Origin of the sequence: Photorhabdus hindustanensis, from assembly GCF_002968995.1 — a bacterium.
Classification (GTDB): domain Bacteria; phylum Pseudomonadota; class Gammaproteobacteria; order Enterobacterales; family Enterobacteriaceae; genus Photorhabdus; species Photorhabdus akhurstii.
Window position 1 is genome coordinate 79134 of record NZ_PUWT01000002.1, and the last position, 22999, is coordinate 102132.

The 22999-nt window shown below is 42.1% G+C and carries 21 protein-coding genes and 1 pseudogene; 10 read left to right on the forward strand and 12 right to left on the reverse strand.

Annotation, left to right across the window (positions count from 1 at the left end):
- Positions 1–1087: 1087 nt before the first annotated feature.
- From C6H66_RS01320 to C6H66_RS01340, 5 genes are all read right to left on the reverse strand, one after another.
- Positions 1088–2860 (reverse strand): acetyl/propionyl/methylcrotonyl-CoA carboxylase subunit alpha, encoded by a 1773-nt coding sequence (locus tag C6H66_RS01320; RefSeq protein ID WP_339416024.1) that lies wholly within the window; start codon positions 2858–2860, stop codon positions 1088–1090.
- Between the two features lie 14 nt (positions 2861–2874).
- Complete coding sequence (locus C6H66_RS01325; protein ID WP_105394590.1) at positions 2875–4482, reverse strand: 5-oxoprolinase subunit B/C family protein; 1608 nt, start codon at positions 4480–4482, stop codon at positions 2875–2877.
- A 17-nt stretch (positions 4483–4499) separates the two neighbouring features.
- Positions 4500–5258: a LamB/YcsF family protein gene (locus C6H66_RS01330; RefSeq protein ID WP_105394591.1), complete on the reverse strand. Its 759-nt coding sequence runs from the start codon at positions 5256–5258 to the stop codon at positions 4500–4502.
- 63 nt (positions 5259–5321) lie between these two features.
- Complete coding sequence (locus tag C6H66_RS01335; RefSeq protein WP_040148919.1) at positions 5322–6338, reverse strand: DUF979 domain-containing protein; 1017 nt, start codon at positions 6336–6338, stop codon at positions 5322–5324.
- Positions 6338–7066 carry a DUF969 domain-containing protein gene (locus tag C6H66_RS01340; protein ID WP_105394592.1) on the reverse strand — a complete coding sequence of 243 codons (729 nt, stop codon included), beginning with the start codon at positions 7064–7066 and terminating at the stop codon, positions 6338–6340. Before C6H66_RS01340 ends, C6H66_RS01335 begins: the two co-directional genes overlap by 1 nt.
- Before the next feature lie 513 nt (positions 7067–7579).
- Here C6H66_RS01340 and xreR1 point away from each other — a divergent pair.
- The gene (gene xreR1 / locus C6H66_RS01345) at positions 7580–7816 is read left to right on the forward strand and encodes a cell morphology transcriptional regulator XreR1 (protein WP_072165137.1); all 237 of its coding nucleotides are present in this window, start codon (positions 7580–7582) and stop codon (positions 7814–7816) included.
- 82 nt (positions 7817–7898) lie between these two features.
- On the opposite strand, the gene C6H66_RS01350 is transcribed toward xreR1, so the two are convergent.
- Positions 7899–8540, reverse strand: a complete 642-nt coding sequence (locus tag C6H66_RS01350) for an HD domain-containing protein (protein ID WP_046395218.1) — start codon at positions 8538–8540, stop codon at positions 7899–7901.
- Between the two features lie 114 nt (positions 8541–8654).
- Between C6H66_RS01350 and C6H66_RS01355 the strand changes: the two genes are divergently transcribed.
- The gene (locus C6H66_RS01355) at positions 8655–9644 is read left to right on the forward strand and encodes a GlxA family transcriptional regulator (protein WP_105394593.1); all 990 of its coding nucleotides are present in this window, start codon (positions 8655–8657) and stop codon (positions 9642–9644) included.
- Between the two features lie 143 nt (positions 9645–9787).
- Here the strand turns inward: C6H66_RS01355 and xreR2 are convergent, their stop codons facing one another.
- Positions 9788–9997, reverse strand: coding sequence for a cell morphology transcriptional regulator XreR2 (xreR2, locus tag C6H66_RS01360; protein WP_046395215.1), 210 nt, complete (start codon positions 9995–9997; stop codon positions 9788–9790).
- Between the two features lie 156 nt (positions 9998–10153).
- Between xreR2 and C6H66_RS01365 the strand changes: the two genes are divergently transcribed.
- Positions 10154–10411: a helix-turn-helix domain-containing protein gene (locus tag C6H66_RS01365; RefSeq protein ID WP_071647114.1), complete on the forward strand. Its 258-nt coding sequence runs from the start codon at positions 10154–10156 to the stop codon at positions 10409–10411.
- A gap of 44 nt (positions 10412–10455) precedes the next feature.
- On the opposite strand, the gene C6H66_RS01370 is transcribed toward C6H66_RS01365, so the two are convergent.
- Positions 10456–11652, reverse strand: coding sequence for an aspartyl protease family protein (locus tag C6H66_RS01370; protein WP_105394594.1), 1197 nt, complete (start codon positions 11650–11652; stop codon positions 10456–10458).
- Positions 11653–12234: 582 nt separating this feature from the next.
- Between C6H66_RS01370 and C6H66_RS01375 the strand changes: the two genes are divergently transcribed.
- Positions 12235–13224, forward strand: a complete 990-nt coding sequence (locus C6H66_RS01375; RefSeq protein ID WP_105394595.1) for a glycosyltransferase — start codon at positions 12235–12237, stop codon at positions 13222–13224.
- Between the two features lie 160 nt (positions 13225–13384).
- On the opposite strand, the gene uriH is transcribed toward C6H66_RS01375, so the two are convergent.
- Entirely contained in the window at positions 13385–14356 is a 972-nt protein-coding gene (gene uriH / locus C6H66_RS01380) for a uridine-preferring nucleoside hydrolase UriH (RefSeq protein ID WP_105394596.1), read from the reverse strand.
- Positions 14357–14621: 265 nt separating this feature from the next.
- Between uriH and C6H66_RS01385 the strand changes: the two genes are divergently transcribed.
- The 6 genes and pseudogenes from C6H66_RS01385 to C6H66_RS27540 form a co-directional block, all read left to right on the forward strand.
- On the forward strand, positions 14622–15377 hold the full coding sequence (locus tag C6H66_RS01385; RefSeq protein ID WP_046395211.1) for a response regulator transcription factor: 756 nt from the start codon (positions 14622–14624) through the stop codon (positions 15375–15377).
- Positions 15378–15485: 108 nt separating this feature from the next.
- The gene (locus C6H66_RS01390; protein ID WP_040148924.1) at positions 15486–16790 is read left to right on the forward strand and encodes an NAD(P)/FAD-dependent oxidoreductase; all 1305 of its coding nucleotides are present in this window, start codon (positions 15486–15488) and stop codon (positions 16788–16790) included.
- A 63-nt stretch (positions 16791–16853) separates the two neighbouring features.
- Entirely contained in the window at positions 16854–17222 is a 369-nt protein-coding gene (locus C6H66_RS01395) for a cupin domain-containing protein (RefSeq protein WP_105394597.1), read from the forward strand.
- A 27-nt stretch (positions 17223–17249) separates the two neighbouring features.
- Complete coding sequence (locus C6H66_RS01400; protein WP_105394598.1) at positions 17250–18743, forward strand: aldehyde dehydrogenase family protein; 1494 nt, start codon at positions 17250–17252, stop codon at positions 18741–18743.
- Positions 18744–18907: 164 nt separating this feature from the next.
- Entirely contained in the window at positions 18908–19447 is a 540-nt protein-coding gene (locus C6H66_RS01405) for a hypothetical protein (RefSeq protein ID WP_105394599.1), read from the forward strand.
- 488 nt (positions 19448–19935) lie between these two features.
- Positions 19936–20034: pseudogene (locus C6H66_RS27540) on the forward strand (IS1595 family transposase); the annotation flags it as partial.
- A 36-nt stretch (positions 20035–20070) separates the two neighbouring features.
- Here the strand turns inward: C6H66_RS27540 and C6H66_RS01415 are convergent.
- The 3 genes from C6H66_RS01415 to C6H66_RS01425 all read right to left on the reverse strand — a co-directional run.
- Entirely contained in the window at positions 20071–20538 is a 468-nt protein-coding gene (locus tag C6H66_RS01415; protein WP_105394600.1) for an SMI1/KNR4 family protein, read from the reverse strand.
- 111 nt (positions 20539–20649) lie between these two features.
- On the reverse strand, positions 20650–22380 hold the full coding sequence (locus C6H66_RS26555) for a DUF637 domain-containing protein (RefSeq protein ID WP_105394601.1): 1731 nt from the start codon (positions 22378–22380) through the stop codon (positions 20650–20652).
- Between the two features lie 400 nt (positions 22381–22780).
- The coding region (locus C6H66_RS01425; protein ID WP_146111008.1) for a transposase at positions 22781–22999 on the reverse strand (219 nt) is incomplete at its 5' end.

The following is a 22999-nucleotide window of genomic DNA, read 5'->3' on the forward strand; positions in this document are numbered from 1 at the left end:
ATATAGTATTCTGTTTAATGGTAATTGCAATTATTTGAGTTATTATTTTGTTGAGTAATGTTGAAATTGTGATGCTAATCTATATAAAAATATGTTTGTAAAAATATATATGGAACTTATTATAGTTTTAAATTGCGTTGATAATTGTAAAGGAAATGTAAAACAATTAAATTATTTAATATTATGATGTTGTTGTAATAGTAAGTTTATATACTATTCAGATAGATGCATATATGCGCATAATTATCATATGGATATGAAAATTATTAAATGAGTAACATTATATTTTGATGAAATAATATTTCTATGGTTGGAATAAAATAATGGTCTGAATTTAATATATTTCTTGAAAATATCAATATGTGTAGTATATGGGCTATGACATTTTTATTGATTTATTCTTATTGAGTTTGATTTATATCTTATTGATATGATAATATAATTATAAGTATTTGTTTTTATTGTATTTTTATTTTGTTTTTTATTGATGTTGTCAAGTGTGGAAAATAAACCTCTACACTATTTATAACCGTTAATTTGTAATGAGTTAATGATTTCTTATTATTTAAATATATATAAAAATAATTGCAAATTATCATGCTGTTTTTCATTAACTAGATAAATATATATTGCTGTTATCAATTTATAATTATTGGTAAATTACAATTTTTTATCCTTTATTTTGTTTTATATTTTTTTGTTTATTATTGGTTTTAATCGCCTCTCAATTTTAAATTGAAAATCATGATATTGAAAATATTTGGTAAATATTTCTTTCGGATAAAAAATAGTTTTGTTAATAATTTGCGGAGTGCAACAAATAAACAGCTGTTAAATTGTGTGATGACTTATTTTTTATTGTCAATCTTAACGAAATGATTAAAAAATTGCCCTTAATAGTTATTTTCTCCTATTCATAAAGGGGTTGATTATATTCTTTTTCACGATATTTCTTGCATTTTAAGTTTAATCTCTTCATTAAAATTGTGCGGAAATTATCCGCACAATTTGATGTTGTATTGGGTAATGTGAATTTATGTGTCAAATGAGCCAATTAATTGTGATAATTTGGTGTTTATCATCATTATTAATCATCGTTAATACTTGCCAGTACATTTCCTGCCTGTTGATAACCGCCTTCTTCTGCATAGATAACGATTTTCCCGGAACGATGTGCGGTAAGTTGCGTTTCCATTTTCATTGCTTCCATGACAGCAATGACATCACCTTGTTTAACTTCATCTCCTTCCTGCACATACCAGCATTGTAAAACGCCGGATATTGGTGCTGAGACGGGATTCGGTGCTGTTATTGTCCCCCCAGTTTCACTACCTTTGCTCTCAGTGATGGAATTTTGCCCAGCATCAAGCAATGAAAGCCCTTTTAATAACTCGGCGGGTAGTCCCAGTTCATGCCGACGGCCATTAATTTCAATAAAAGTACGTGTTACCTGTTCTGGATAATGGTTTTCCTGACGCGGAGATATTTTTATGTCATTGATAAAGTCAGTTTCGATCCAACGTGTGTGGACGTTAAATGTGTCATCGGAAATAAAATCAGGATGTTCCATTACTGCTTGATGAAAAGGCAATACTGATGCAACACCTTCAATCCTGAATTCCTGTAATGCACGTCGTGCACGGGCAATAGCTTGTTGGCGGGTCGCTCCGGTGACAATCAGCTTAGCCATCAGCGAATCAAAGGTGTCAGGGATGGTGGAACCTGCTGCAACACCAGAATCCAACCTTATGCCTGGGCCGGAAGGGGGAGAAAATACCGTCACCGTTCCGGGCGTCGGTAAAAATCCTTTACCCGCATCCTCTGCGTTAATGCGGAATTCAAAAGAGTGGCCTAAAGGGAGCGGTGTTGAGGTCAATGATAAAGGTTTACCTTCGGCAATTCGGAATTGTTCTACCACAATGTCGATCCCTGTGGTTTCTTCAGTGACCGGATGTTCGACCTGCAAGCGAGTATTGACTTCCAGAAAGGAGATCGTGCCGTCGACACTGAGGAGAAACTCCACGGTACCAGCTCCGATGTAACGGGCTGCGGTGCAAATATCCTGTGCTGCTTGATGAATACGCTGGCGCTGATGTTCGGTCAAAAATGGGGCCGGCGCTTCTTCTACCAATTTTTGGTTACGTCGTTGCAGTGAACAATCGCGTGTACCAAGTACCACCACATTGCCATGTTTATCAGCCAGAATTTGCGCTTCAATATGGCGAGGTTTGTCCAGAAACTGTTCAATGAAACATTCTCCACGCCCAAAGGCCGCTGTTGCTTCACGAACAGCCGAATTGTAGAGTTCGGTGACTTCATCAAGCCGCCACACCACTTTCATGCCACGTCCACCACCGCCATATGCTGCTTTAATTGCAATTGGCAGGCCATATTGTTCCGCGAACGCCAGAGCTTCCTCCGCGTTTTTCACCGGTTCTTCTGTGCCTGAAACCTGTGGCGCGCCTACGTGTTGGGCAATTTTGCGTGCTTTAACTTTGTCACCCAGAATATCAATGGTCTCTGGTTCAGGGCCAACCCAGATCAATCCTGCATTAATAACGGCACGGGCAAATTCTGCCCGTTCAGCCAGAAACCCGTATCCGGGATGTACCATGTCGGCACCTGAACGTTTCGCAATATCTAATAATAGGGGAATATTAAGGTAGGTATCTGCGGGGCTGTTTCCACCTAAACTATAAGCCTCATCAGCCAATTGTACATGTTGTGCATTGATGTCCGAATCAGCGTAGACAGCGATAGATTGTAAACCATAATCCCGGCAGGCACGAATAATACGGACGGCGATTTCACCGCGGTTAGCAATCAAAACTTTTTTCATGGGATGGTTTTTAATATTCATGGTCATTGCGGTACTCATAAGCGGCGATCGCTCTCTTTTATTTCGTGAAATTCAGTGATGGGGTTGAAGCGGATATGGGCATTGACAGGAATTTGTCCCGCAAGATCGAGATGATAGCTGGCAACGGAACCAATAACGGGATAGCCGCCGGTCAACGGGTGATCTGCTAAAAACAGAACCGGTTGACCACTGGCGGGAACCTGAATTGCGCCGGTGGTCGTTCCCTCACTCGGTAACTCTTTATGGTTAAGACGCGATAGTGGTGTGTCGCCATGCAGGCGAATACCGACTCGATTAGATTGTGGTGTAACCTGCCAAAGTTGGCTTTTTAGCAGGGATAGCGCTTCTGCGGTGAACCAGTCGGTACGCGGTCCTAGAATAATGTCCAGTGTAACGATATCGTCAGTGGTAGGAATATTGAAAGCTGGGCTTTCATCCATTGATACAGCGGAACCCTGCGTGAGAGTCAGAATATCCAAAGTATCGCCTATAGCGATTGGACTGGGGCCAATGTGTGCCAGTGTATCGTAAGAGAGGCTGGAGAGAATAGGTTGTTTGGCAAAGCCGCCACGCACCGCTAAATAAGAACGCACTCCCGCTTTGGGCGTTCCTAGCGTCACTTTATCACCGTCACTCAGATCAACAGGCTGATAGCCATCAACCTGAAACTTTCGGCCAGATGCTGTTTGAACAGTGATTGGGCAGTCAGCGCCTGTGACAGCGATAATGACATTGCCATGAGAGATAAAGCTTAATCCTCCTTGCGCAATTTCCAGACATGCATTGTCCGAAGGATTACCGACGATTCGGTTGGCGCTTTTCAGCGCTGTTTTATCTAGCGCACCGGCGGCAGAAATCCCTAAACTAGCCTGTCCTGAACGCCCTAAATCCTGAAAAAGTGTTTGTATTCCAGTGGTTAGGATTTTCAGTGAGGCGTGTTTATCAACCTGCGAAGATAAAACGTCCTCTATAGGCGTAATAGGGGGGACGGGTTTAGTGATTGTTGTCCCTTTGCCTTGATCTCTGAAACGTACCCGGAAACCGGGTTGCAACAGGGAAGAGGGAGAACGTGAGAGATCCCACATGCGCTCTGGCGTGGTACCGATGATTTGCCATCCTCCCGGACTGGCTTGAGGGTATATCCCACTGAATTCTCCAGCCAGACCAACTGATCCCGCGGGGATGCTGGCTCTTGGCGTCATTCGGCGAGGGACATGTAAACAGTCTGAATTTGCGACTAAATAGGCAAATCCGGGAGCAAATCCGGTAAAAGCAACGGTGTATTCACTTTCTGTATGTCGCTTGATAACTTCCTGTGTGGTGATGCCGAGAATTTCTGCCACTTCGACCAGATCATCACCATTGTAATACACCGGAATTTCAACGAGTTTCCCGGTTGTCCTATTCAGTGTATTCAGATTGCGACCATTGATTTCTTTGGCAAGTTTGACCGTGGAAACCACATTGGGGCGGAATCGAATCAACAGTGTTCTGGCCGCTGGAATAATTTCTTCTACGCCTGCAATAGGGCGGGCGTTAAGTGAATCAAATAGCGCCAGCGTTTCATTCAGATCATGAAGCTCGACAATAATGGTATCTAAATTAACAGGTAAAAAACGCACTAGGCACTCCTGGGCATTTAAATAAAGGAGCGTACGGTGATCCCGGCTTGTTGCAGGGTGAGTTTCACCTGACGTGCCATTTCTACCGCGTCTGGACTGTCACCATGAACACAGATGGAGTCCGCTTGAATACGGGTAAAACTGCCATCAATGGCTTCAACTCCCCCTTCGGTCACTAATTGCAACATACGTCGGGCAACGACATTAGCGTCATGAAGCACAGACCCTTTTTCTCGGCGGGAAACTAGCGTGCCTTGTGGAGTATAAGCTCTGTCAGCAAAGGCTTCCGCGACGGTACGTAAACCGTTTTCCCTCGCTAAATCCAATAGTTTTGAGCCGGCTAATCCAACCAGCGCTAAATTGTCATCTACTTCACGAATCGCCGTAATAACAGCAAGGGCTTGGTATTCATTATGGGCAATGGTGTTATACAGTGCGCCGTGCGGTTTAACATAACTTACGGTGGTTCCCGCCGCCGCCGCCAGACCTTTCAACGCGCCAATCTGGTAAATAACATCCGCGATCAGTTCATCACTAGAGATATCCATATTACGGCGACCAAATCCGACCAGATCGGGATAAGATACATGAGCGCCGATCACTACATGATTTTTGTGGGCAGATTTTAAGGTTTGAAGTATCCCGGCAGGATCACCAGCATGAAATCCACACGCTACATTGGCGCTGGTGACAATACTCAGCATGGCGTTATCGTCGCCCATTTTCCATTGACCAAAGCTTTCGCCAAGATCGCTGTTTAAATCAATAAATTTCATCGTGATAACCTCAATAAGAAGGTTCAAAAGCGGTAATTAGAACGGTTTTCATGGGATCTCTCCTTACAAAAACATCAAAAAATAGAGCAGAAAAACATTGGCAATCAGTAGAGCTATTCCAGTGGGGATTTGTGCTTTAATGACCGCATTGCGATTTGGTAATTCCAGTAGTGCGGCAGGAACGATATTGAAGTTTGCAGCCATTGGGGTCATCAGTGTACCGCAATAGCCTGAGAACATGCCGATGGCGGCCATGACCGCCGGATTACCGCCATGTTGCAGTACCAGAATGGGAATGCCGATCCCGGCGGTGACAATCGGGAACGCGGCGAAGGCGTTGCCCATTATCATCGTCAATAGCGCCATGCCGAGTATGTATGTCGCCACCGCGATAAATCGGTTATCCACTGCTAAATAGTGTTCTGTCAGGTGAGAAATTGCGGTACCGACACCTGCGACGGTGAATAATAGTCCTAGCGTAGCCAATATCTGTGGCAGGATAAACGCCCAACCGATGGAATCCAGTAAGCGACGCGCCTCTTGGGTTGATTGAGTTACATTTTCACGCGTCATTTTCAGTGCAACGCCATATCCAACTAAGCAGCCCATTGTCATGGAAAACAGCGTCACCAGCGTGGCATGATTGCCGGTACCGAACAGTACCAGTTGTAACCCAGGGACGTGGTTAAACAGTAATACGCCGATCACCGTGACGATAGGGATTGCTAGTGCGGGAAGAAATAGACGATTCCCCAAACGGGCGGCACTTTCCTGCCGTTGTTGAGGTGTGCGTTGATGGTAGCTACCCAATCGCACACCGCCAAAACCAGCCGTCAGCGCCATCAATACAACGATCAGCCCGACACCGATATGTAGCATCTTTTGGGCCTCGGCTTCGTTATCTGCCCATAGTGCTATTAAGCGGTAAGTCCAGTCGCCTACCAAAAATACGATGCCATATAGCGCCCAGAACAGGCTGGTGGTCAGGCGGCGAGGGTTGGTGTGATCACGCCAGGACATTATTGCTACGGCCAACAGGATCACGCCTGCCAGCCAATAAAGATATTGTTGCTGAAACATTACTCCACCTTACTTCTATTTTTGTCCATGCTATTCAGTGCTGCCAGTTTGGTAGCGATCTGGCGGTCAAGACGAGACAAGCGGAACGCATGGATCAGGAAGGCACAGATGGCGGTAGGGATTCCCCACATAGCGATATGTAGCGGCTCTGTTTGGATGCCCCCAGACTCCAGCATAAAGTTATGCATAAAGATGATTGCACCAAAGGCGACGAAGATATCCTCACCGAAGAACAGTCCAACATTGTCGGTTGCTGCTGACATGGCCCTCAAACGGTAGCGTACATCGTCAGGCAGGTCATGATGACGGTTTTCCGTAGCCCCTTCTACCATTGGCGCCAGCAAGGGACGCACCATTTGTGGGTGTCCTCCTAAGCTGGTCAGCCCTAGCGCAGCGGTTACTTCACGAATGAACAGATAGATGATCAGCAACCGTCCGGCGGTTGCTGTTTTAATATTGCTAATCCAGGTTTGAGCTTGTTCTTTTAAACCGTGCCGTTCTAAAAGGCCGATAGTTGCCAGCGGCAACAGCAAAATTAGTGGCAAATTTCGAGTATTAAGGAAGCCGGAACCTAGCTTTTCCAGAATCGTTGTGATCGGCATATGTGCTGCCAGCCCGGTAATTATCCCTGCGATAATCACCACCAATACTGGGTTAAACCTAAGTAAAAAACCCACGACAATGACCGCGATGCCAATCAACGGCCATAGATTCACAATCTGTTGCATGTTGTGTCACCTCGGTGGAAAAAGATCGCGGTTGCTTGCTGTGTCGTCATAGGTTGAATTCCTGTGCGGTAGATAAATGTATATCTAAGCAATATGCGTACCATCGTTGGATAATTTGCATTTATACCCGTTATCTTTCAAGTTAAATAAAAGTTAAGAAAGATAATATTTGCGGCTAGATTGGCAAATTTATTGATAAAATAAATAAACTTAATTAATATGTTTAAAATTTTTTCATATTTTTAATTTGTAACGTTATGTTTGTTTGGCGCTTATCCAGCCAGACAAAGGCGGTAGTGTCTATAGGGATCAAGGAAGTGAATGATAAGAGAAGCTATATATGCCTTTTGTGCCATGATGTTGAACTTTTTAATCCTCTCAATGACAGATCTCTTGGTTATTAAAACATAATTCATCGTATTTTTGCTGTAAGTCATATTAGTAACACGAGTTACAAGAAAACGTGACTTATAGTCCGTGGTTTGATAAGTAACATAGTTCGATACTTATCGAATGAAAAAACCTAATACTATAAAATCCCTTTTTGGACAAAGAGTTAGATATATCAGAATGGCGTCTGGTATGTCTCAGGAAGCTTTTGCCGATAAATGTGGGCTTGATCGTACTTATATCAGTGGCATTGAACGTGGCGTCAGGAATCCCACGCTTGAAGTTATCAATGTTATAGCGAGTGGTTTACAGATCGAATTGAAAGATCTGTTTGATTTTGACGTGGAGAAAAAGGGTTAGGCAGATCTTCTCTGCTCCTGTAGCCTCAAAACGAATAACCTGCGCTTTGGCAGGTTATCCTTCAGTTGCCACAGCAGGACACTCAGCCTTTCCAGCGGGAATTGCGGATCACGTTGCAATAATTAAGGGGAACAAGTCCGGGCTTTTTATCCTGTATGACATCCACATTAAAGCTACCAAACATTGTCTGGGACCTATCCTTGATGCCGTCATAAAAAGCTTGAATGATCTCTTCCTTGAAGTCGTCAGTGCGTGGGTGTTGCTGTACAACAGCAGTGCGTTCACTGTCGCTGAACGCTTCGTAATTGATGCCCAACACGTCCATTTCTACGCCAGCGGTGACAAGCGCAATTTCAGGCGCCATAAACTCTGGAATGCCCGGCGTGGTATGCAAGGCAATCGCCGTCCAGACTTTATCAATATCAGCCTGAGCGATGCCGTATCCTTGCAGGAAATGTTTCGCTGCATTCGCGCCGTCAACCTCGAATCGTTTGTCACAACTGCAATGCTCATGTGTCAGGCCAATGTCATGGAACATACATCCGACATAGAGCAATTCATGGTCCACACTAAGCCCAAGACGCTGGCCAGCGAGCGCCCCCCAATAGTAAACCCGACTCGAATGATGAAAAAGCAGATCAGATTCCGTATCGCGGATGAACGTGGTTGCGTCACGGGTTATCTGGGTATCAGGAATACTCACGCCATTAACTGAAAAACTCATATGCTGTCTCCGGTTGATTAAGTGAAGGTAAGCATAAAACACATGACACCCGTCCTGAATTAACTTATAACGATGATTCAGGACACTAAGATTAAATAAGACTTCTGCAAAGTAATGATTCACAACATCACCATATTGGCTGTGCCTGATGTTCAGTTGCTCGATGTTTCAGGCCCCTTGGACGTGTTCGCTGAGGCGAACCGCATATTGCACCGGCAGGTCTATTCTCTGAACGTGATGTCGACCGGTTCAGACATCATCACTTCCTCGTCAGGCGTTAAGCTGGTGGCCGATATGATTTTGAGCCATACAACCAGCCACTCGGCAGACACGTTTCTTGTGGCTGGCGCACCGAATGCGCATAGTCATATCCTTTCAGAACAGGAGTGCGCGGCAATCATCGCAATGTGCCATCGTAGTCAGCGTTACGGCTCCGTCTGTACTGGCGCCCTGTTGCTGGCGCAGACCGGACTGTTGAAGCAGCGTCGGGTGACAACCCACTGGGAATGTGCCGAACTGCTCGCGATGCGTTTTCCCGAAATCACAGTTGAACCGGACATGCTCTATGTGGCTGATGGTTCCCTGAGAACGGCTGCGGGGGTGACATCCGGGCTGGATCTGGCGCTCCGATTGGTTGAAGAGGATCTGGGCCGCGAGATCGCGATGGAGGTGGCAGCAAGTCTCGTCATGTTTTTCAGGCGACCGGTCTGTCAGGGGCACTTTATCCGTAGGAGTCAGTTGTCCCTATCCGGGAGAGCCGCTTTTCAGGATTTGCAACGCTGGGCGCAGGCAAACCTACAAGACATAAGGGGTTTACAGGACATGGCTACACATATGAACCTGAGCATCAGGCATCTGGGACGTCTGTTCCGCCAGGAACTCAACATGAAGGCAGGAGTATGGCTGGAGAATGCACGTATCGAGAAAGCGCGGATGTTGCTTGAGGAAAGCAGGCTCCCGCTCAAGGCAATACCGGGAGCTTGTGGATACAGAAGCAGCGATGTGATGCGCAGGGCCTTTGTTAAAAATACGGGCATGACTCCTTCTGTTTATAAAAAAATGTTCATACAGACGCAGCAGATTGGCACAAATGGAGAAAACTGAAAACCAGATATGGGAAATGGATTGCGAATAGGAAAAGATAAATACAAGCAGCTACAAGTAATCATTATTCTTACCGAATGATATAAAGTAGATAGGAGCAGCTTATCTTATTGATAAACTGCTCCACTTTTATCTACAGCCACTTACCTTGTGTACCTCGAAGGCCATATTTCAGCGGGATCGCAATCTAAAGCCGCGGCAATAAGCCGTTGACCTTTGGGCCAGCGGCGTTGCAGGGTATTAGCAAGAGTAGATGATGCTAATCCTGCTTTCCTCGAAACGGCAGCTAATGATGTTCCCCGTTTTTTCAGTTCGGCGATAATGTCTGCTGGGTGCCAGTCCTGATTTTTCATCTTATTCCTCCACTTCCTCCACGTTACAGATGACTCTGATATGAAAAGGTAAATCGTTACATGGTAGACTATAAGTCACATATGATAACATAACTTACCGTAAAAAGTGACTCATAGTCCGTGGTCTGATAAGTAACATAATTCGATACTTATCGGATGAAAAAGCCAAATGCTGTAAAATCCCTTTTTGGACAAAGAGTTAGGTATCTCAGGCAATCGTCTGGCATGTCTCAGGAAGCTTTTGCCGATAAGTGTGGAATTGACCGGACGTATATCAGTGGTATTGAGCGTGGAGTTAGAAATCCTACGCTTGAAATCATCAATATTATTGCGAATGGTTTACAGATTGAGCTAACAGATCTGTTTGACTTCAGCAGGGAGGATTCCACAAATCCCTTTTGCCCGTTTGAATAAGTTTATTGAGGAAGAACCTATATCTCCCTCAATAAATGGTTTTATTAGATGGTAATAATTTTCTGGGTGTTATTTCGTTCAATTTTTATTGTCAATTTACCTGATGGTGTCTCTGACAACTGGTTGCGGAGATAGGTGATATCTTTAGGAAGGGCGGGTTGACCATTAACTTCCAATACAATATCACCATTCTTTAATCCAAATTTTTCAATATCTTTGGGATCGTTGTAAAATATCTCTACTTTGTTATTAAAATAACGGATTGCAATCGTGCGAAGTAATGGATTGTCATAACGGGTGAAATTTTTGGCGTTAAAACAGAGCAGCATTTTATTTGGAATAAACAGATAATCATCAAAACGCGAAAAGAAACTCATACCAAGATTGTAGAGATCATTTTTATTTTCGCCAATTCTCAGACGACCTACTGGCAGTTGCTGTAAATAAAAGCCATCAATTAGATACTCTTTACTACTATCAAGCCCACCAGCGGACGCGTATTTGACACGGGTTCCTTCAGAAATTTTATCTTTGTGCTCTTTTTTCAGATATTCAATAAATTCCTGAGAAACATAGCTGTAATCGGCCCCGGTATCTATATTAAAAACGACATTAGAAACCTGGATTGCAGGAGATTTGCCATAGCTATCACTGTAAGGTTCACATTGTTGATAATTTAAGATTGAAGGCGCATGGCGCCATATTGTCAATGTGTGGTTCAGGTTATTTATTTCCCAGTTTAATTGACGAAAAGTATCAATTCCGAGAATACCATCCAGTTCCTGACCAATGGACTGATTAAAGAGACTCATGTCAATACCAATCCAGGGATCAGAGCCTGGCACCGTATGATTACCGAGGGTAATCGCCAGGGGTTGCCATAATGTTAAGTCAGCTTTGTGTAAGCGTTTTTCACTGGTTGTAACCAGCCCATCGGACAGCATACGGTGGAATGTAACCGGTATTTTTGATTCTGGTGTGGTTTGTGTCAGCGTTTTTGCCAGCTTATGATCGATGAAGGTATAACTGGCGCCAGTATCCAGCAAGAATTGATATTTTTTACCGGAGATAGTGACAGGAACAATGATCGATGTTGGCTGATGGATGTCTAGCTTAGTAGAAAGGACGGGTTTATTTTCTTCTGGCATATGGATTTTTTCCATATGGCTACAGCCCGTTATCAGTGTCAGCAAGCTGGCGGCAATAATTGCCCGCGAGGCTATTTTTTCCTGTTTTTTCATAATATTAGATTCCTTTTCTAGGGAGTGGAAGATGAAAATCTGGGGTCCGGTAAAACCCAACATAATTCACTGGAAGCAATAAAATACTGCGTATGACGTAGGATAGTGCGCGTTACCAGTACAGCTCAGCTTCATTGCAAATACTATTATCTGCTTTTTACTAAAACCAAAGATAAACAATACCATCATTATATTAGTTGATGTGAAATATAGTGAGTAATTGTTTAACTGCGGTTGAACTATTATTATTTTCAGTAGTAATATTGGTGAAAATGTCGGCTGTTGATGACTTTGGATGGTAAAAATTATTAATGGAGATGTTTATATAATAATTAATTGGCAATAGATGTGGCATTAAAAGATAAATTATCTGGATGTGGTTGATTATATAGTGTATATCAATGATAATGATTTAAGATAAAAATCACTATAAATCATTATTATTTTATTTTTAAGTGTAATGTAAAGGCAATAAATATTTATTAGATTTATCTTTATCTGTGGAAATTATTTTTCTGATAAATATCCAGCTAATGTCAATATAAAAATAACACTTTTGTACTAAAGGAATATATTGATTTTATGTCTATATCACTAAAACTCAGCATTGTCGTACCTATTTATAATGGGGCGCGGTTTTTACCGCAATTTTTTGTCAATCTATCTCGGCAAAAGCTAACTGATTTTGAATTAATTTTGGTTGATGATGGTTCAACGGATAATAGTCGCCAGATTATTGAGCAATATGCCGATAAATTCCCGAAGACAGAAATTATCACTCAGGAGAATCAAGGGGTCTCTGTTGCCCGTAATACGGGGTTAGCGAAGGCCAGAGGTGATTATGTGGCTTTCCCTGATATTGATGATGTCATTTATCCGGGTATGTATAACCGGTTGTTAGAGATTGCTCAGAATAATGATCTGGATATTGCTACTTGCAATGGTCATTATGTTTATGATGATGGTCGGCCAGCCCGAAAGATTTTTCCTTCTGAGCGTCTCTCTTCTACCGCGGTTCTGAGTGGGCCAGAATGGTTGCAACAAGCACTGAGCTCACGCAAATTCCTGCATGTAACTTGGCTAAATATCTATAAACGAGCTTTTCTGACAAAACATCATTATCAGTTTGAACCGGGGTTGCATCATCAGGATATTCCGTGGACGACAGAACTCTTGTTAACGGCAAATCGGGTGCAATATATTGATGAATCTTTTTATGATTATCTGATTCACGCCTCCTCGGTGTCCCATGCCCCTGCTGATGATCATATTAAGGTGAGGACAGCACATCACTATATGAAAATTTTGGAGATGCTGAATAAGATTAATCAGCGTTATCCGCAGCAAGTCAAGCAGGCACCGGCATGTCATTGGCAGATTGCGAAAGAGGGGCTAGGGATTTTGCATACCATTAATGGGATAGAATCCTCTGAGATAAAACAACAGATCGTTCATGAATTGTTTGATCGCGGTATTTGGTCAATGATCTGGAAAAATGCCCGTGGGTTTAGATTGCGTTGGCGTCTGGCTCGTCGATATCCGCGACTGAGAGCGGTGCTAAAAGCCGTTTAATATTGAAAGCAACGGCTTTAATTATTTATACCCGTCATCTTTCAAGTTGCCTCTTTGTTGGCTGCACTCACTCACCCCGGTCACATAGTTATCTATGCTCCCGGGGATTCGTTCCCTTGCCGTCGCAATGCATCTTGAAATCTATAGGGTATATTGCTTCCTACCTGTCGTTATTTCTCTCTGAATCGCAGGTATCGCCGATGTTTTTCAACGCATCAATAATCAATTGCCAGAATCGCTGTTGATCGAGTTTGACTGCGACTTGGGTGTGGCCATCTTCTGGTATTGGATGACGGAAATCCGCTACGGTCATGCCCACAGTTAAGGTGCCATTCAGTTCAATATTGACGGGTACCTTTTGCGTTGTCATTACGGTAGGGTCTATCACATAGGCGACGGCGCAAGGATCATGTATTGGAGGGCTGTTGAAACCATGTTTCTTCTGATAACTTTCACCATAGTACTCCAGTAGCTCTACGACAAATTGAGACACGTTGGTATTAATACGTGAAATTGCTTTGGTGATTTCTGGTGTGGCCCGTGCTTGATGCGTTAGATCCAGGCCGACCATAGTCAACGGCCATTTTTCATTGAAAACGATATGCGCGGCTTCCGGATCGATTTTGATATTGAATTCCGCTACTGCGCTTCTATTGGCGGTGTGATATCCACCGCCCATTAATACCACTTCTTTTACCCGTTCAACGATCTTCGGTGCTTTACGGACGGCGAGAGCAATATTGGTTAAGCTGCCAACGGGGACCAAAGTCACCGTTTTTGGCGGATGAGACATGATGGTATCAATGATCAGATCAGTCGCGTGACGGGGGTCTAGCGTTCGAGAGTGTTTAGGTAACTTCACGCCCCCTAAACCCGATTCGCCGTGAATATCCGATGCCGTTTCGATATCGCGAACTAATGGGCGATGACAGCCTGCGGCAAAAGGCACGCCGGTAATACCGGCAATATGCGCTATCGCCAGCGCGTTTTGCGTGACTTTATCCAATGTCTGATTGCCGACAACTGTCGTGACGGCTAATAGCTCAATATTAGGGTTGCCATGTGCCAATAACATCGCAATGGCGTCATCATGTCCCGGATCGCAATCAAGAATAATTTTTTTGGGGCTCATTTTTACTCCTTGCTAGAGAAAGTGATATAAAAAATGAGGATAATCCAGTTAAAACGTCTATTCCGTGACAAAATCTTAGATCTGGGGGAGTGTTCTCATAAATAATTAGTAAAATGTTTCATAATTGTGATTTGATTAACACATAAACGATAATTAAGTTGTGCATCCAGTTTGAGTGTGATTTTTATATAGTTTCGCTATGGAATTGGCGGGCTATATCTGCTTCGGATTTATTATTAATTTATGAATAATTGCGAGGGCTTGAATGGATATTCATGTAGATAGATTATCAGCAGTGATTGAATCGGTGGCAACCCGTGAATTTTATCCTAATTTACTGACTTGGCTGGAACAATTTATTACTTTTGATAACGCTATTGTTTATGCCTTTGAACAAGGTTCTCCTCCGCGTTGTTTAAGTAAAACCGAGAAGAAAAACAGTGATGTAATAAATCAGATTTATCAACAAGGCGCTTATCTGCAAGACCCTTTCTATCAAGCCCTGATAAGTGGGGCTGACACTGATCTATTTACCTTACGGGAACTTGCTCCTTCAGGATTTTATCATACTGATTATTATCTGAATTTTTATCGTAAGACCGGTTGGCGGGATGAAACGGGGGTTTTATTGAAGCTCTCTCCTCAAAGGCAACTTGGCCTGTTTTTCGGTAAGGAAAATCAGCCATTTTTCATCCAGAAACAGCATCGGAAAAACCTGAAAGTTGCATTGGAAATTATCCGCAGTGTGGCGCGATTACATTATGAAATGACGCAGCAAGCGCCTGCTGCTGAAATGGCTTATCTGGATACTCAGACTCGTTATGCTTTGACTCCGAGAGAATGTGAGATTGTGGAGTTAATATTGCAAGGTAAAGGCTCACCACAGATTGCCGAGAAACTTTTTATCAGTACAGGGACGGTGAAAAACCATCGGAAAAATATTTATCAAAAACTACAAATCAGATCACAAGCAGAGCTTTTTAGCCTGTTTATGACACCTCCCGTCCGTTATTTTGCCTGAGTCACAAATGTTAAAACTGTGTTGCAAATATCCCTAAAGGGACATGGCGATGTGACTCTGCGCTACAGATAATCCGATGATTATGTTGGATGCTAATCGGGCTATCGCATGAACAATCATCTTGATTCATTAACTTATTACGCTGCGACTAAGAAATATGATCTTCGTTTTCCCACATTACAAGAAGATCTGGATGTGGATGTCGTCATTATCGGTGGTGGATTTTCTGGTATCAATACTGCCCTTGAATTGGCTGAGAAGGGTATCACCAAGATTGCAATTTTGGAAAGTCGTTATCTTGGCTATGGCAGTACAGGTCGTAATGGTGGTCAGGTTATGGCGGGTATCGGTCATGATCTGGCAGTGATCAAACGCCATATTGGCGAGAGAGGGTTGGAGACAATCTTTCAGATCAGCAATTTGGGTGCAGGCATCATTCGTGATCGTATTGCAAAATATAATATTGATGCTGATCTCTGCCGTGGTTATAGCTATCTTGGCATGAATAAGAGACAGGAAAAGACATTACATAGCTGGCTGAAAGATTTTCGGGCAGTCTCTCCTGATGAAGATATTGAGCTTTACACCGGTCCTGATGTGAAAAAAGTGATCGGTTCTGATGTTTATACTTGTGCGTTGAAGCATATGGGAGGCGGTCATGTTCACTCCCTAAACCTATTGCTAGGTGAGGCGAAAGCCGCGACAGATTTGGGCGTAAAAATCTTTGAGAACAGCGAGGTACTGGACATTGAATATGGTTCCAGAGTAACGGTTCGTACCGCGATGGGATCGGTTCGCGCGAATAAGATGCTGTGGGCCTGTAACGCCTTTCTTAATAGTGGCCTTGAGCCATATATTTATAAAAAGGTGGTCAACACTTATGCCTTCCAGTTAATGACGGAGGCATTACCCGATGATTTGATTGAGAAAATCAGCCCGATTCGCGGTGCATACAGTGATATTCGTCCGGTTATTGATTACTTCCGTGTGACGAAAGAAAACCGTCTCTTGTTCGGTAGTGCAACCCCTTTCATTGAACATATCCCATCTGATTTGAAAGCCTGGAATCGTCACTTGATGCTGAAAGTTTTCCCTTATCTGAAAGATGTGAAAGTTGAACTGGCATGGGGAGGGCCGTTGTGTTGCAGTGCGAACTTGTTCCCACAGATTGGTTCTCTGCCGCAGCACAATAATGTGTTCTATGTGCAGGGTTATTCCGGTTTCGGGGTCACGCCAAGCCATATCGTTTGTAAAGTATTGGCCGAAGGAATGAGCGAAGGATCTGAGCGTTATGACCTGATGAGTTCAATTCCTCATGTAAATATTATTGGTAAAGATAAGTTACGACATTTAATGGTGTCTGCGGGCAAGATTTGGCATCAAGCGTCTGGGTATTGGAAAGGACGTCGTTAATTTATTGATATCATTAGTATTAATCGAAAATTCATAAATTATTTTATTTGGAACGAGGACATTATGATTAAATCATTTTTACTGAACAAATCCCTGCCTGAATTATTGGACATTGGTAGCGTAAGCAATCTGGGAGCGACTGTGTTGGAAGGCGATCCGCAGGCCAGTATGGCAATGATATTTGGTGAACCAACGGATAACCTGACATGTGGTATTTTCGCTTGTACTCGTGGCAAGTTCAGTATTGTGTATCCGTTTGATGAGCACGCAACTGTAACAGAAGGTTCGGTAAAATTGACCGATGTGAAGAGCGGGGAAACCGTTGAATATCATCCGGGGGATTCCTGGTTTGCGCCGAAAGGAACGGAAGTACTGTGGGAAATCACCGCTGACCGTTTTGTGAAGCATTATCTGTCTTGTATTAAAGGTTAAAAAACACTTGTTTGTTAGAGGTAAAAAATGAGTGATATTAACTTATTACAGTCAGTTACGGCCTTTTTGCAGCATAATCATGGACATTATATTAATGGTCAGCCAGTCAGCGTTCAGGGGAGTGAAACACTTTCTGTCATAAACCCTGCGACTGATGAAGTTATTGCAACGGTTAATCAAGGCGGTGAAGTGGAGGTCAATGCCGCTATGCAAGCGGCACAGGCGGCATTTCATGGAGTGTGGGCCCAAACTTCGCCGATGGAGCGCGGTCACTGCCTGAATCGTCTGGCAGATCTATTATTGGCGCATCGGGAAGAGTTGGCGCAGTTAGAATCCCTTTGCTCCGGTAAAACTATCCAGTTATCCCGTATGCTGGAAATTGATTCCTCCGCTCAATTCCTGCGTTATTTTGCCGGATGGTCAAGTAAGATCAGCGGCGAAACCCTGAATGTCTCTTTGCCCTCTTTTAAAGGTGAGCAATACACGGCGTTTACCCGTCGTGAGCCGGTCGGTGTTGTGGTGGGGATTATTCCGTGGAATTTTTCCATCATGGTTGCTATCTGGAAAATAGCGGCGGCATTGACTTGTGGCTGTACCGTTGTATTGAAACCCAGTGAATACACCCCGTTGACCATGCTCAGAGTGGCTGAATTAGCCAAGGAAGCGGGTATTCCTGATGGTGTCATTAATGTGATTAATGGTTCAGGTTCGGTGCTTGGGCCTGCACTGATAGGTCATCCGTTATGTGCCAAAGTGACTTTCACCGGATCGGTACCAACGGGTATTGCTGTTGGTAAATCAGCAATGGAACAGGGATTGACTCGCGCCACGTTGGAATTGGGTGGCAAGAACGGCGCGGCGTTTTTAGCGGACATGCCTGTTGAAAAAATTGTCGATGGTATTCTGGAAGCCGGTTATCTCAATCAAGGGCAGATTTGTGCGGCAGCGGAACGTTTCTATATTCCCGCAAGCCATATGGATGATGTGCTGAAATTGTTGTCTGAAAGACTCGCGGCAATGAAAATTGGCTCGCCTCTGGATGACTCAACAGAAATGGGTCCGTTGGCAAACAAAGCACACTATGACAAGATCCTGTCCCTGTTTGAGCAAGCGCGTCAAGAAGGCAGTGAGATTGTTTATGGTGGTCATGCTCTGGCCGGACCGGGTTTCTTTGTGGCACCAACAGTGATTCGTGCTAACAGCCCTGAAGATTCATTGATGAAGGAAGAGACATTTGGTCCTGTTGGGACTTTCCTCAGCTATAACGATGAGGAAGAGCTGATTGGCTTGATGAACAACACTCCGTTTGGTTTAGCGGCGAGTTTGTGGACCAATGATCTCAGCAAAGCCATGCGCATGATCCCGCGTATCGAAGCAGGAACTGTTTGGGTTAATATGCATACATTCCTCGATCCGGCATTACCATTTGGTGGCACCAAATCCTCAGGTATAGGTCGTGAATTCGGTAGCGCTTTTATTGAGCACTATACTGAATTGAAATCCGTTATGGTTCGCTATTGATTTGATATTCGGATCAAAATAAGCAAGGCCCCTTGATTGAAAGGGGCCATTGTCAAACCTAAGGTCATCACTGGCATTTTATCCAAGAGAGGGCTTCTCAGGGCAGCGAATTAATTATAGACTACCCACTACCAGAACTCAATAAGGAAAAGGCCGGATGAATTATGGAGTGGGAAAAGCTACAATTATATTTCTCTACAGCAAGGTTAGCTCGTTATTTACAAGAATCGCAAGGTGATAAACATCAAGCAACCCAGTGTTATATTTTAAATATAAAATTATCTGAATATTTTATCCCAGTCTTTTCTGTTATAGAAATAAGTTTAAGAAATAGTTTGAATTATAGTTTACAGAAGTTTTATCAACGCTGTGATTGGTATGAAAGTTGGAAAGGCGATCCCATCTTCAAATATCTTTATGCTGAAATCATTAATGTAAAGAACAGAATCAGATCTGATGATGTCAATAAAATAATAGCAGAACTCACCTTTGGTTTTTGGACAATATTATTTAATATCAAATATGAAGTATTGTTGTGGAAATCATTACGATTAGCTTTTCCCTATTGCACTAAAATGCTTCGTAAAAGAAAAACTATATCTTCGTCACTAAATAAAATAAGGAGGTTAAGGATGATTCGTCAGTCGAAGTCAGAGATCTCTCAGTTTTTTAGTAGTGATAACTATTCTGACATAAGGGGGTAGCTATTAAGGTCATTTGTTATCTTGCTATAAATTTTCGCCCATTCTCAAAACGTATTAAGGTATCATGTGATTTTTTCGCAGTATCCAGTGAAATAAATCCGGTATCTAAATCAGGTTGTGTCTGAACATTTATTTTTTTTCTCAATGTGAAGTAATATTACTTAATAGTTTGATAGAAATGATTGTTGATTGCTTTATTACGATGGCGAATTTTTTGAGCACGAAGAAGTTAGTCAACATATTGACGCGAAAATATATTTTTCGTGTCAATATGCCAGCTGTCAGAGAGGAGCCAACGAAAACACTAATGGATTAATACGTCGTCATTGGCTGGAGGAATTGACTTTGGTGACTTAACTAATGAGGAGATCAGTGACCTGGAATTTCAGCTTAATTTGAAACCTAGAAAGGTACTAATATGGACTAACGCCATTGGAAGTCCATAAGGGGAGACGTGTTGCACTTTTTAGTTGAGTTCAGCTTCGGTTCATGTAATCAGCAAAAAGCATTTACCTCGTTATCTTGGAGAATTCTGTTTTAGATTTAATTGGCACTTTAATCTTAGAAAAATGTTTGAGCGCTTACTAAAACTAGCTAAGGTTACGATGGTAATCAGGTAGAATTTAATCTAATGCATTAGAAATTGTTTCATAGAAAAAATCACCAAAATCGTTAAAACAAGGAATGAATGTGAATTCTTCTTCAACCCCAGGAGACCATAATTTAACTTCATTTAACCCTTTTTTATTCTTATTGCAATCTAAAACCATATAATCTCCATCTCCTGTCGAATATATAACCACGTAATTATCTGGTAAATTAGACTCTTTTCGCTCTGATAAGGTTAACCAAATAGCATTTGGAACACTTAAAACATTAAAATTTCCGTTAATTATACCATAAAATTCTTCTCCTGCTATATCTCCACACCCTAAATTTTTAAGAAAGAATCTATAACTATCAGGAAATTTTAAACTGAGAGTTTCTTCTGCTAGATCAATTAATGAATTATCTTCAATACCTTCAAAATCAGCTATATCTTGATTTTCATTAATCAATGAAATTGCTTTTTTTACAAACTCGATACTCATAGCCTACCTCTAAATTATAATGATTTTGATAAATATATGATTAAAAATATGGCTGTTCTAACAGCCATATTTTCTAAACTAAATCAGTTATAAAGTCAATATGGTAACTGATTATTTTTTATCTTCAAACTCTTTAGCTCTTTCTTTCCAATATTCACGTTTCCATTTATTAAACTTATTACGATCAATACCCGATGGAATTTTATTGGTATTTACATGTATAACTTTAGTATTTTTTGAATGAAATTCTTGATTGATTTCTGCTATAGGGCCAGTGTGTTTTTGAGTCATATGATGAAGTGTTATAGATTTGCCATCGGCACCTACAGGAGCTAACCCCACTGTTTTCATTCTTTCAATATTGGTTCTTCCTTTTGGGTCTTTTGCATGAGGATCAAATAAATCATTCCGTTGATAAACTTTATTTTTAACATTACCATGCTCAAAACTTATTGGTTCATCTTTCCAATATTTTCTATCTTGACCAAAATATTTTACTGAAACTGCTTCAGTTTTAGCTTCAGTTATAATTTTTTTAGCCGTTTTAACATCTCCGGCATCAACTGCCTTTGATAATTTGTTGAGTACCTTAACGACTTTTGCGGCAGGAAGAATTCCTAATGTTGCTACTAGATAATCATTTGTAGTTTCTGCATCGTGAAATGCTTTAATATCTCTATATCCAGGAATGAATTCGGATGCTTCTTTAGCTACAATCTTTGCCGCTTCTTGACATAATTGTGGGTTTGGAGAACAAGTTTCGCTTACACCTTTTTCCCAGTTTTTTATAGCTTCTGGATCTTGTGCTTTCATAGCAGCTAGACTATGAGCTAATCCATTGTAAATTATGGTTATTTCACCAGCATCAGCTCCACTGTAAGCTCCTGCTGCGCTATTTGAAATAAAGGCTCCTGCAACGCCACCAATGATTTTACCACTAGCTTGAACATCAAGAGGATCTTCAAAAGTATTTCCTAGAGCTGCATATGCTAAAGAAGTAGCTAAAGCACCTGCTGCTGCCCCTTTGGCGTCACCGCCGCTGATCTCTGCCGCTAAAGCAGATAAGCCTGCGTGACTAATTGCTCTCCCAGCTTCCTCCAATGCATTTAATTGTTTGCTATCGAAGTAATTTCCTATTTGATGAGCGCCTTCTGCGTGGATTTGATTAGCGGTGGTAGATAACAGCGCTGTAGTGAAATTATCTTTGAAGCTACCTCTATTGATAGCAGTGTTTAAACTAGAGCTAATGATAGATTGACCAGCCACTCGTTGAGCTGTTTGAATCCAATCTTTGTTACTTAATAAAGGTAATCTTGCTTCATTTGTCCCAGCTGCCCCAGCTGCTCCATTTTTTGCTTGGGTCCAACCCATAGCTTGATCAAATCCAGATAATGCCCCTCCGATTACCATTGAAGTGGCAATTGATTTAACAGTTTTACTGTTACCCATATCTTTAAGGGTTTTAGATAAGTCCCCCTCGTTGTTAATAAGAGATACCGCTGCTTTTGAGGCTAAAGCTGCCATTCCAGTTTGAACTGCCCCGTATGCAGCAGAGCTCACTATTGCAGCAGTAGTTGCACTGGCTCCTGCAGCAGTAGCTACATTTCCCGCTGTAGTAGCTGCACTTCCTGCTGCTGTAAGAGTTAAACCGGCTCCAGCAGTAACTGCCGCAACCGCTATTGCTATAGCTGCACTTACTACAGGATTCAAACTTTTGTTTTCATAATTCCAACTACTATAAGCGTCTTGAACTTCATTCCAATGTACATCTTGACGTTTACTTAATTCTTTTAACCAAGCTGTTTCCGGAGTATTACCGATAATATCTAGAGTGTTTTGCAAGATTTCTTTATTTTTTACTTTAACATCTGCAGTAATTCCCTCTGCTGCCTCAATAGTTAACTTACCTCCGATATGAACAGATGGTAATACCCAAGTTTCTTTTGAATATCCTTTATCTTGATTCTTAATGAAAAAACCTTTAGATTGGCTAATAACTTGGTCAAATATTGTATCTTTAACAGCTTTAAAATTTATCTTACCATGAGTACTAGTAAGAGTGGCATTTTTACTTGTTTCAATTTTACTAGCTTCATAAGTACTATCATCATGACTTAATAAATTAATATCTCCCTCTGCGATAAATTCAGTAACTCTATTATGTACTTCGTGATGAACATGAGTAGATGTTTTTTTCTTGCCATACCAATTACGGCTACTACCAGGGCAACCGCATGAATGCTTAAATATTATTCAGATTAGAAAATCCTGCTTGTACGACTTGTTCCAGAAATTGCGTTTTCATCCAGGCTCGCATTCGTTTCTTTCTTATACTTAATTTGCTGCCTTCTGTTTTCAGCATATTCAAGGCAATTCGCCTCAATATCGCGATATTTTCCGCCGCATTTTCTCGATAAATCTGACAATCATCCTCATGAAACGTCGCATCCAATACCCAATG

Coding starts and splice junctions, on each gene's coding strand:
- C6H66_RS01320 (WP_339416024.1), bottom strand. CDS start 2,860: ATGAATATTAAAAACCATCCCATGAAAAAAGTTTTGATTGCTAACCGC.
- C6H66_RS01330 (WP_105394591.1), bottom strand. CDS start 5,258: ATGAAATTTATTGATTTAAACAGCGATCTTGGCGAAAGCTTTGGTCAA.
- C6H66_RS01335 (WP_040148919.1), bottom strand. CDS start 6,338: ATGTTTCAGCAACAATATCTTTATTGGCTGGCAGGCGTGATCCTGTTG.
- C6H66_RS01340 (WP_105394592.1), bottom strand. CDS start 7,066: ATGCAACAGATTGTGAATCTATGGCCGTTGATTGGCATCGCGGTCATT.
- xreR1 (WP_072165137.1), top strand. CDS start 7,580: ATGAAAAAACCTAATACTATAAAATCCCTTTTTGGACAAAGAGTTAGA.
- C6H66_RS01350 (WP_046395218.1), bottom strand. CDS start 8,540: ATGAGTTTTTCAGTTAATGGCGTGAGTATTCCTGATACCCAGATAACC.
- C6H66_RS01355 (WP_105394593.1), top strand. CDS start 8,655: ATGATTCACAACATCACCATATTGGCTGTGCCTGATGTTCAGTTGCTC.
- xreR2 (WP_046395215.1), bottom strand. CDS start 9,997: ATGAAAAATCAGGACTGGCACCCAGCAGACATTATCGCCGAACTGAAA.
- C6H66_RS01365 (WP_071647114.1), top strand. CDS start 10,154: ATGAAAAAGCCAAATGCTGTAAAATCCCTTTTTGGACAAAGAGTTAGG.
- C6H66_RS01370 (WP_105394594.1), bottom strand. CDS start 11,652: ATGAAAAAACAGGAAAAAATAGCCTCGCGGGCAATTATTGCCGCCAGC.
- C6H66_RS01375 (WP_105394595.1), top strand. CDS start 12,235: ATGTCTATATCACTAAAACTCAGCATTGTCGTACCTATTTATAATGGG.
- uriH (WP_105394596.1), bottom strand. CDS start 14,356: ATGAGCCCCAAAAAAATTATTCTTGATTGCGATCCGGGACATGATGAC.
- C6H66_RS01385 (WP_046395211.1), top strand. CDS start 14,622: ATGGATATTCATGTAGATAGATTATCAGCAGTGATTGAATCGGTGGCA.
- C6H66_RS01390 (WP_040148924.1), top strand. CDS start 15,486: ATGAACAATCATCTTGATTCATTAACTTATTACGCTGCGACTAAGAAA.
- C6H66_RS01395 (WP_105394597.1), top strand. CDS start 16,854: ATGATTAAATCATTTTTACTGAACAAATCCCTGCCTGAATTATTGGAC.
- C6H66_RS01400 (WP_105394598.1), top strand. CDS start 17,250: ATGAGTGATATTAACTTATTACAGTCAGTTACGGCCTTTTTGCAGCAT.
- C6H66_RS01405 (WP_105394599.1), top strand. CDS start 18,908: ATGGAGTGGGAAAAGCTACAATTATATTTCTCTACAGCAAGGTTAGCT.
- C6H66_RS01415 (WP_105394600.1), bottom strand. CDS start 20,538: ATGAGTATCGAGTTTGTAAAAAAAGCAATTTCATTGATTAATGAAAAT.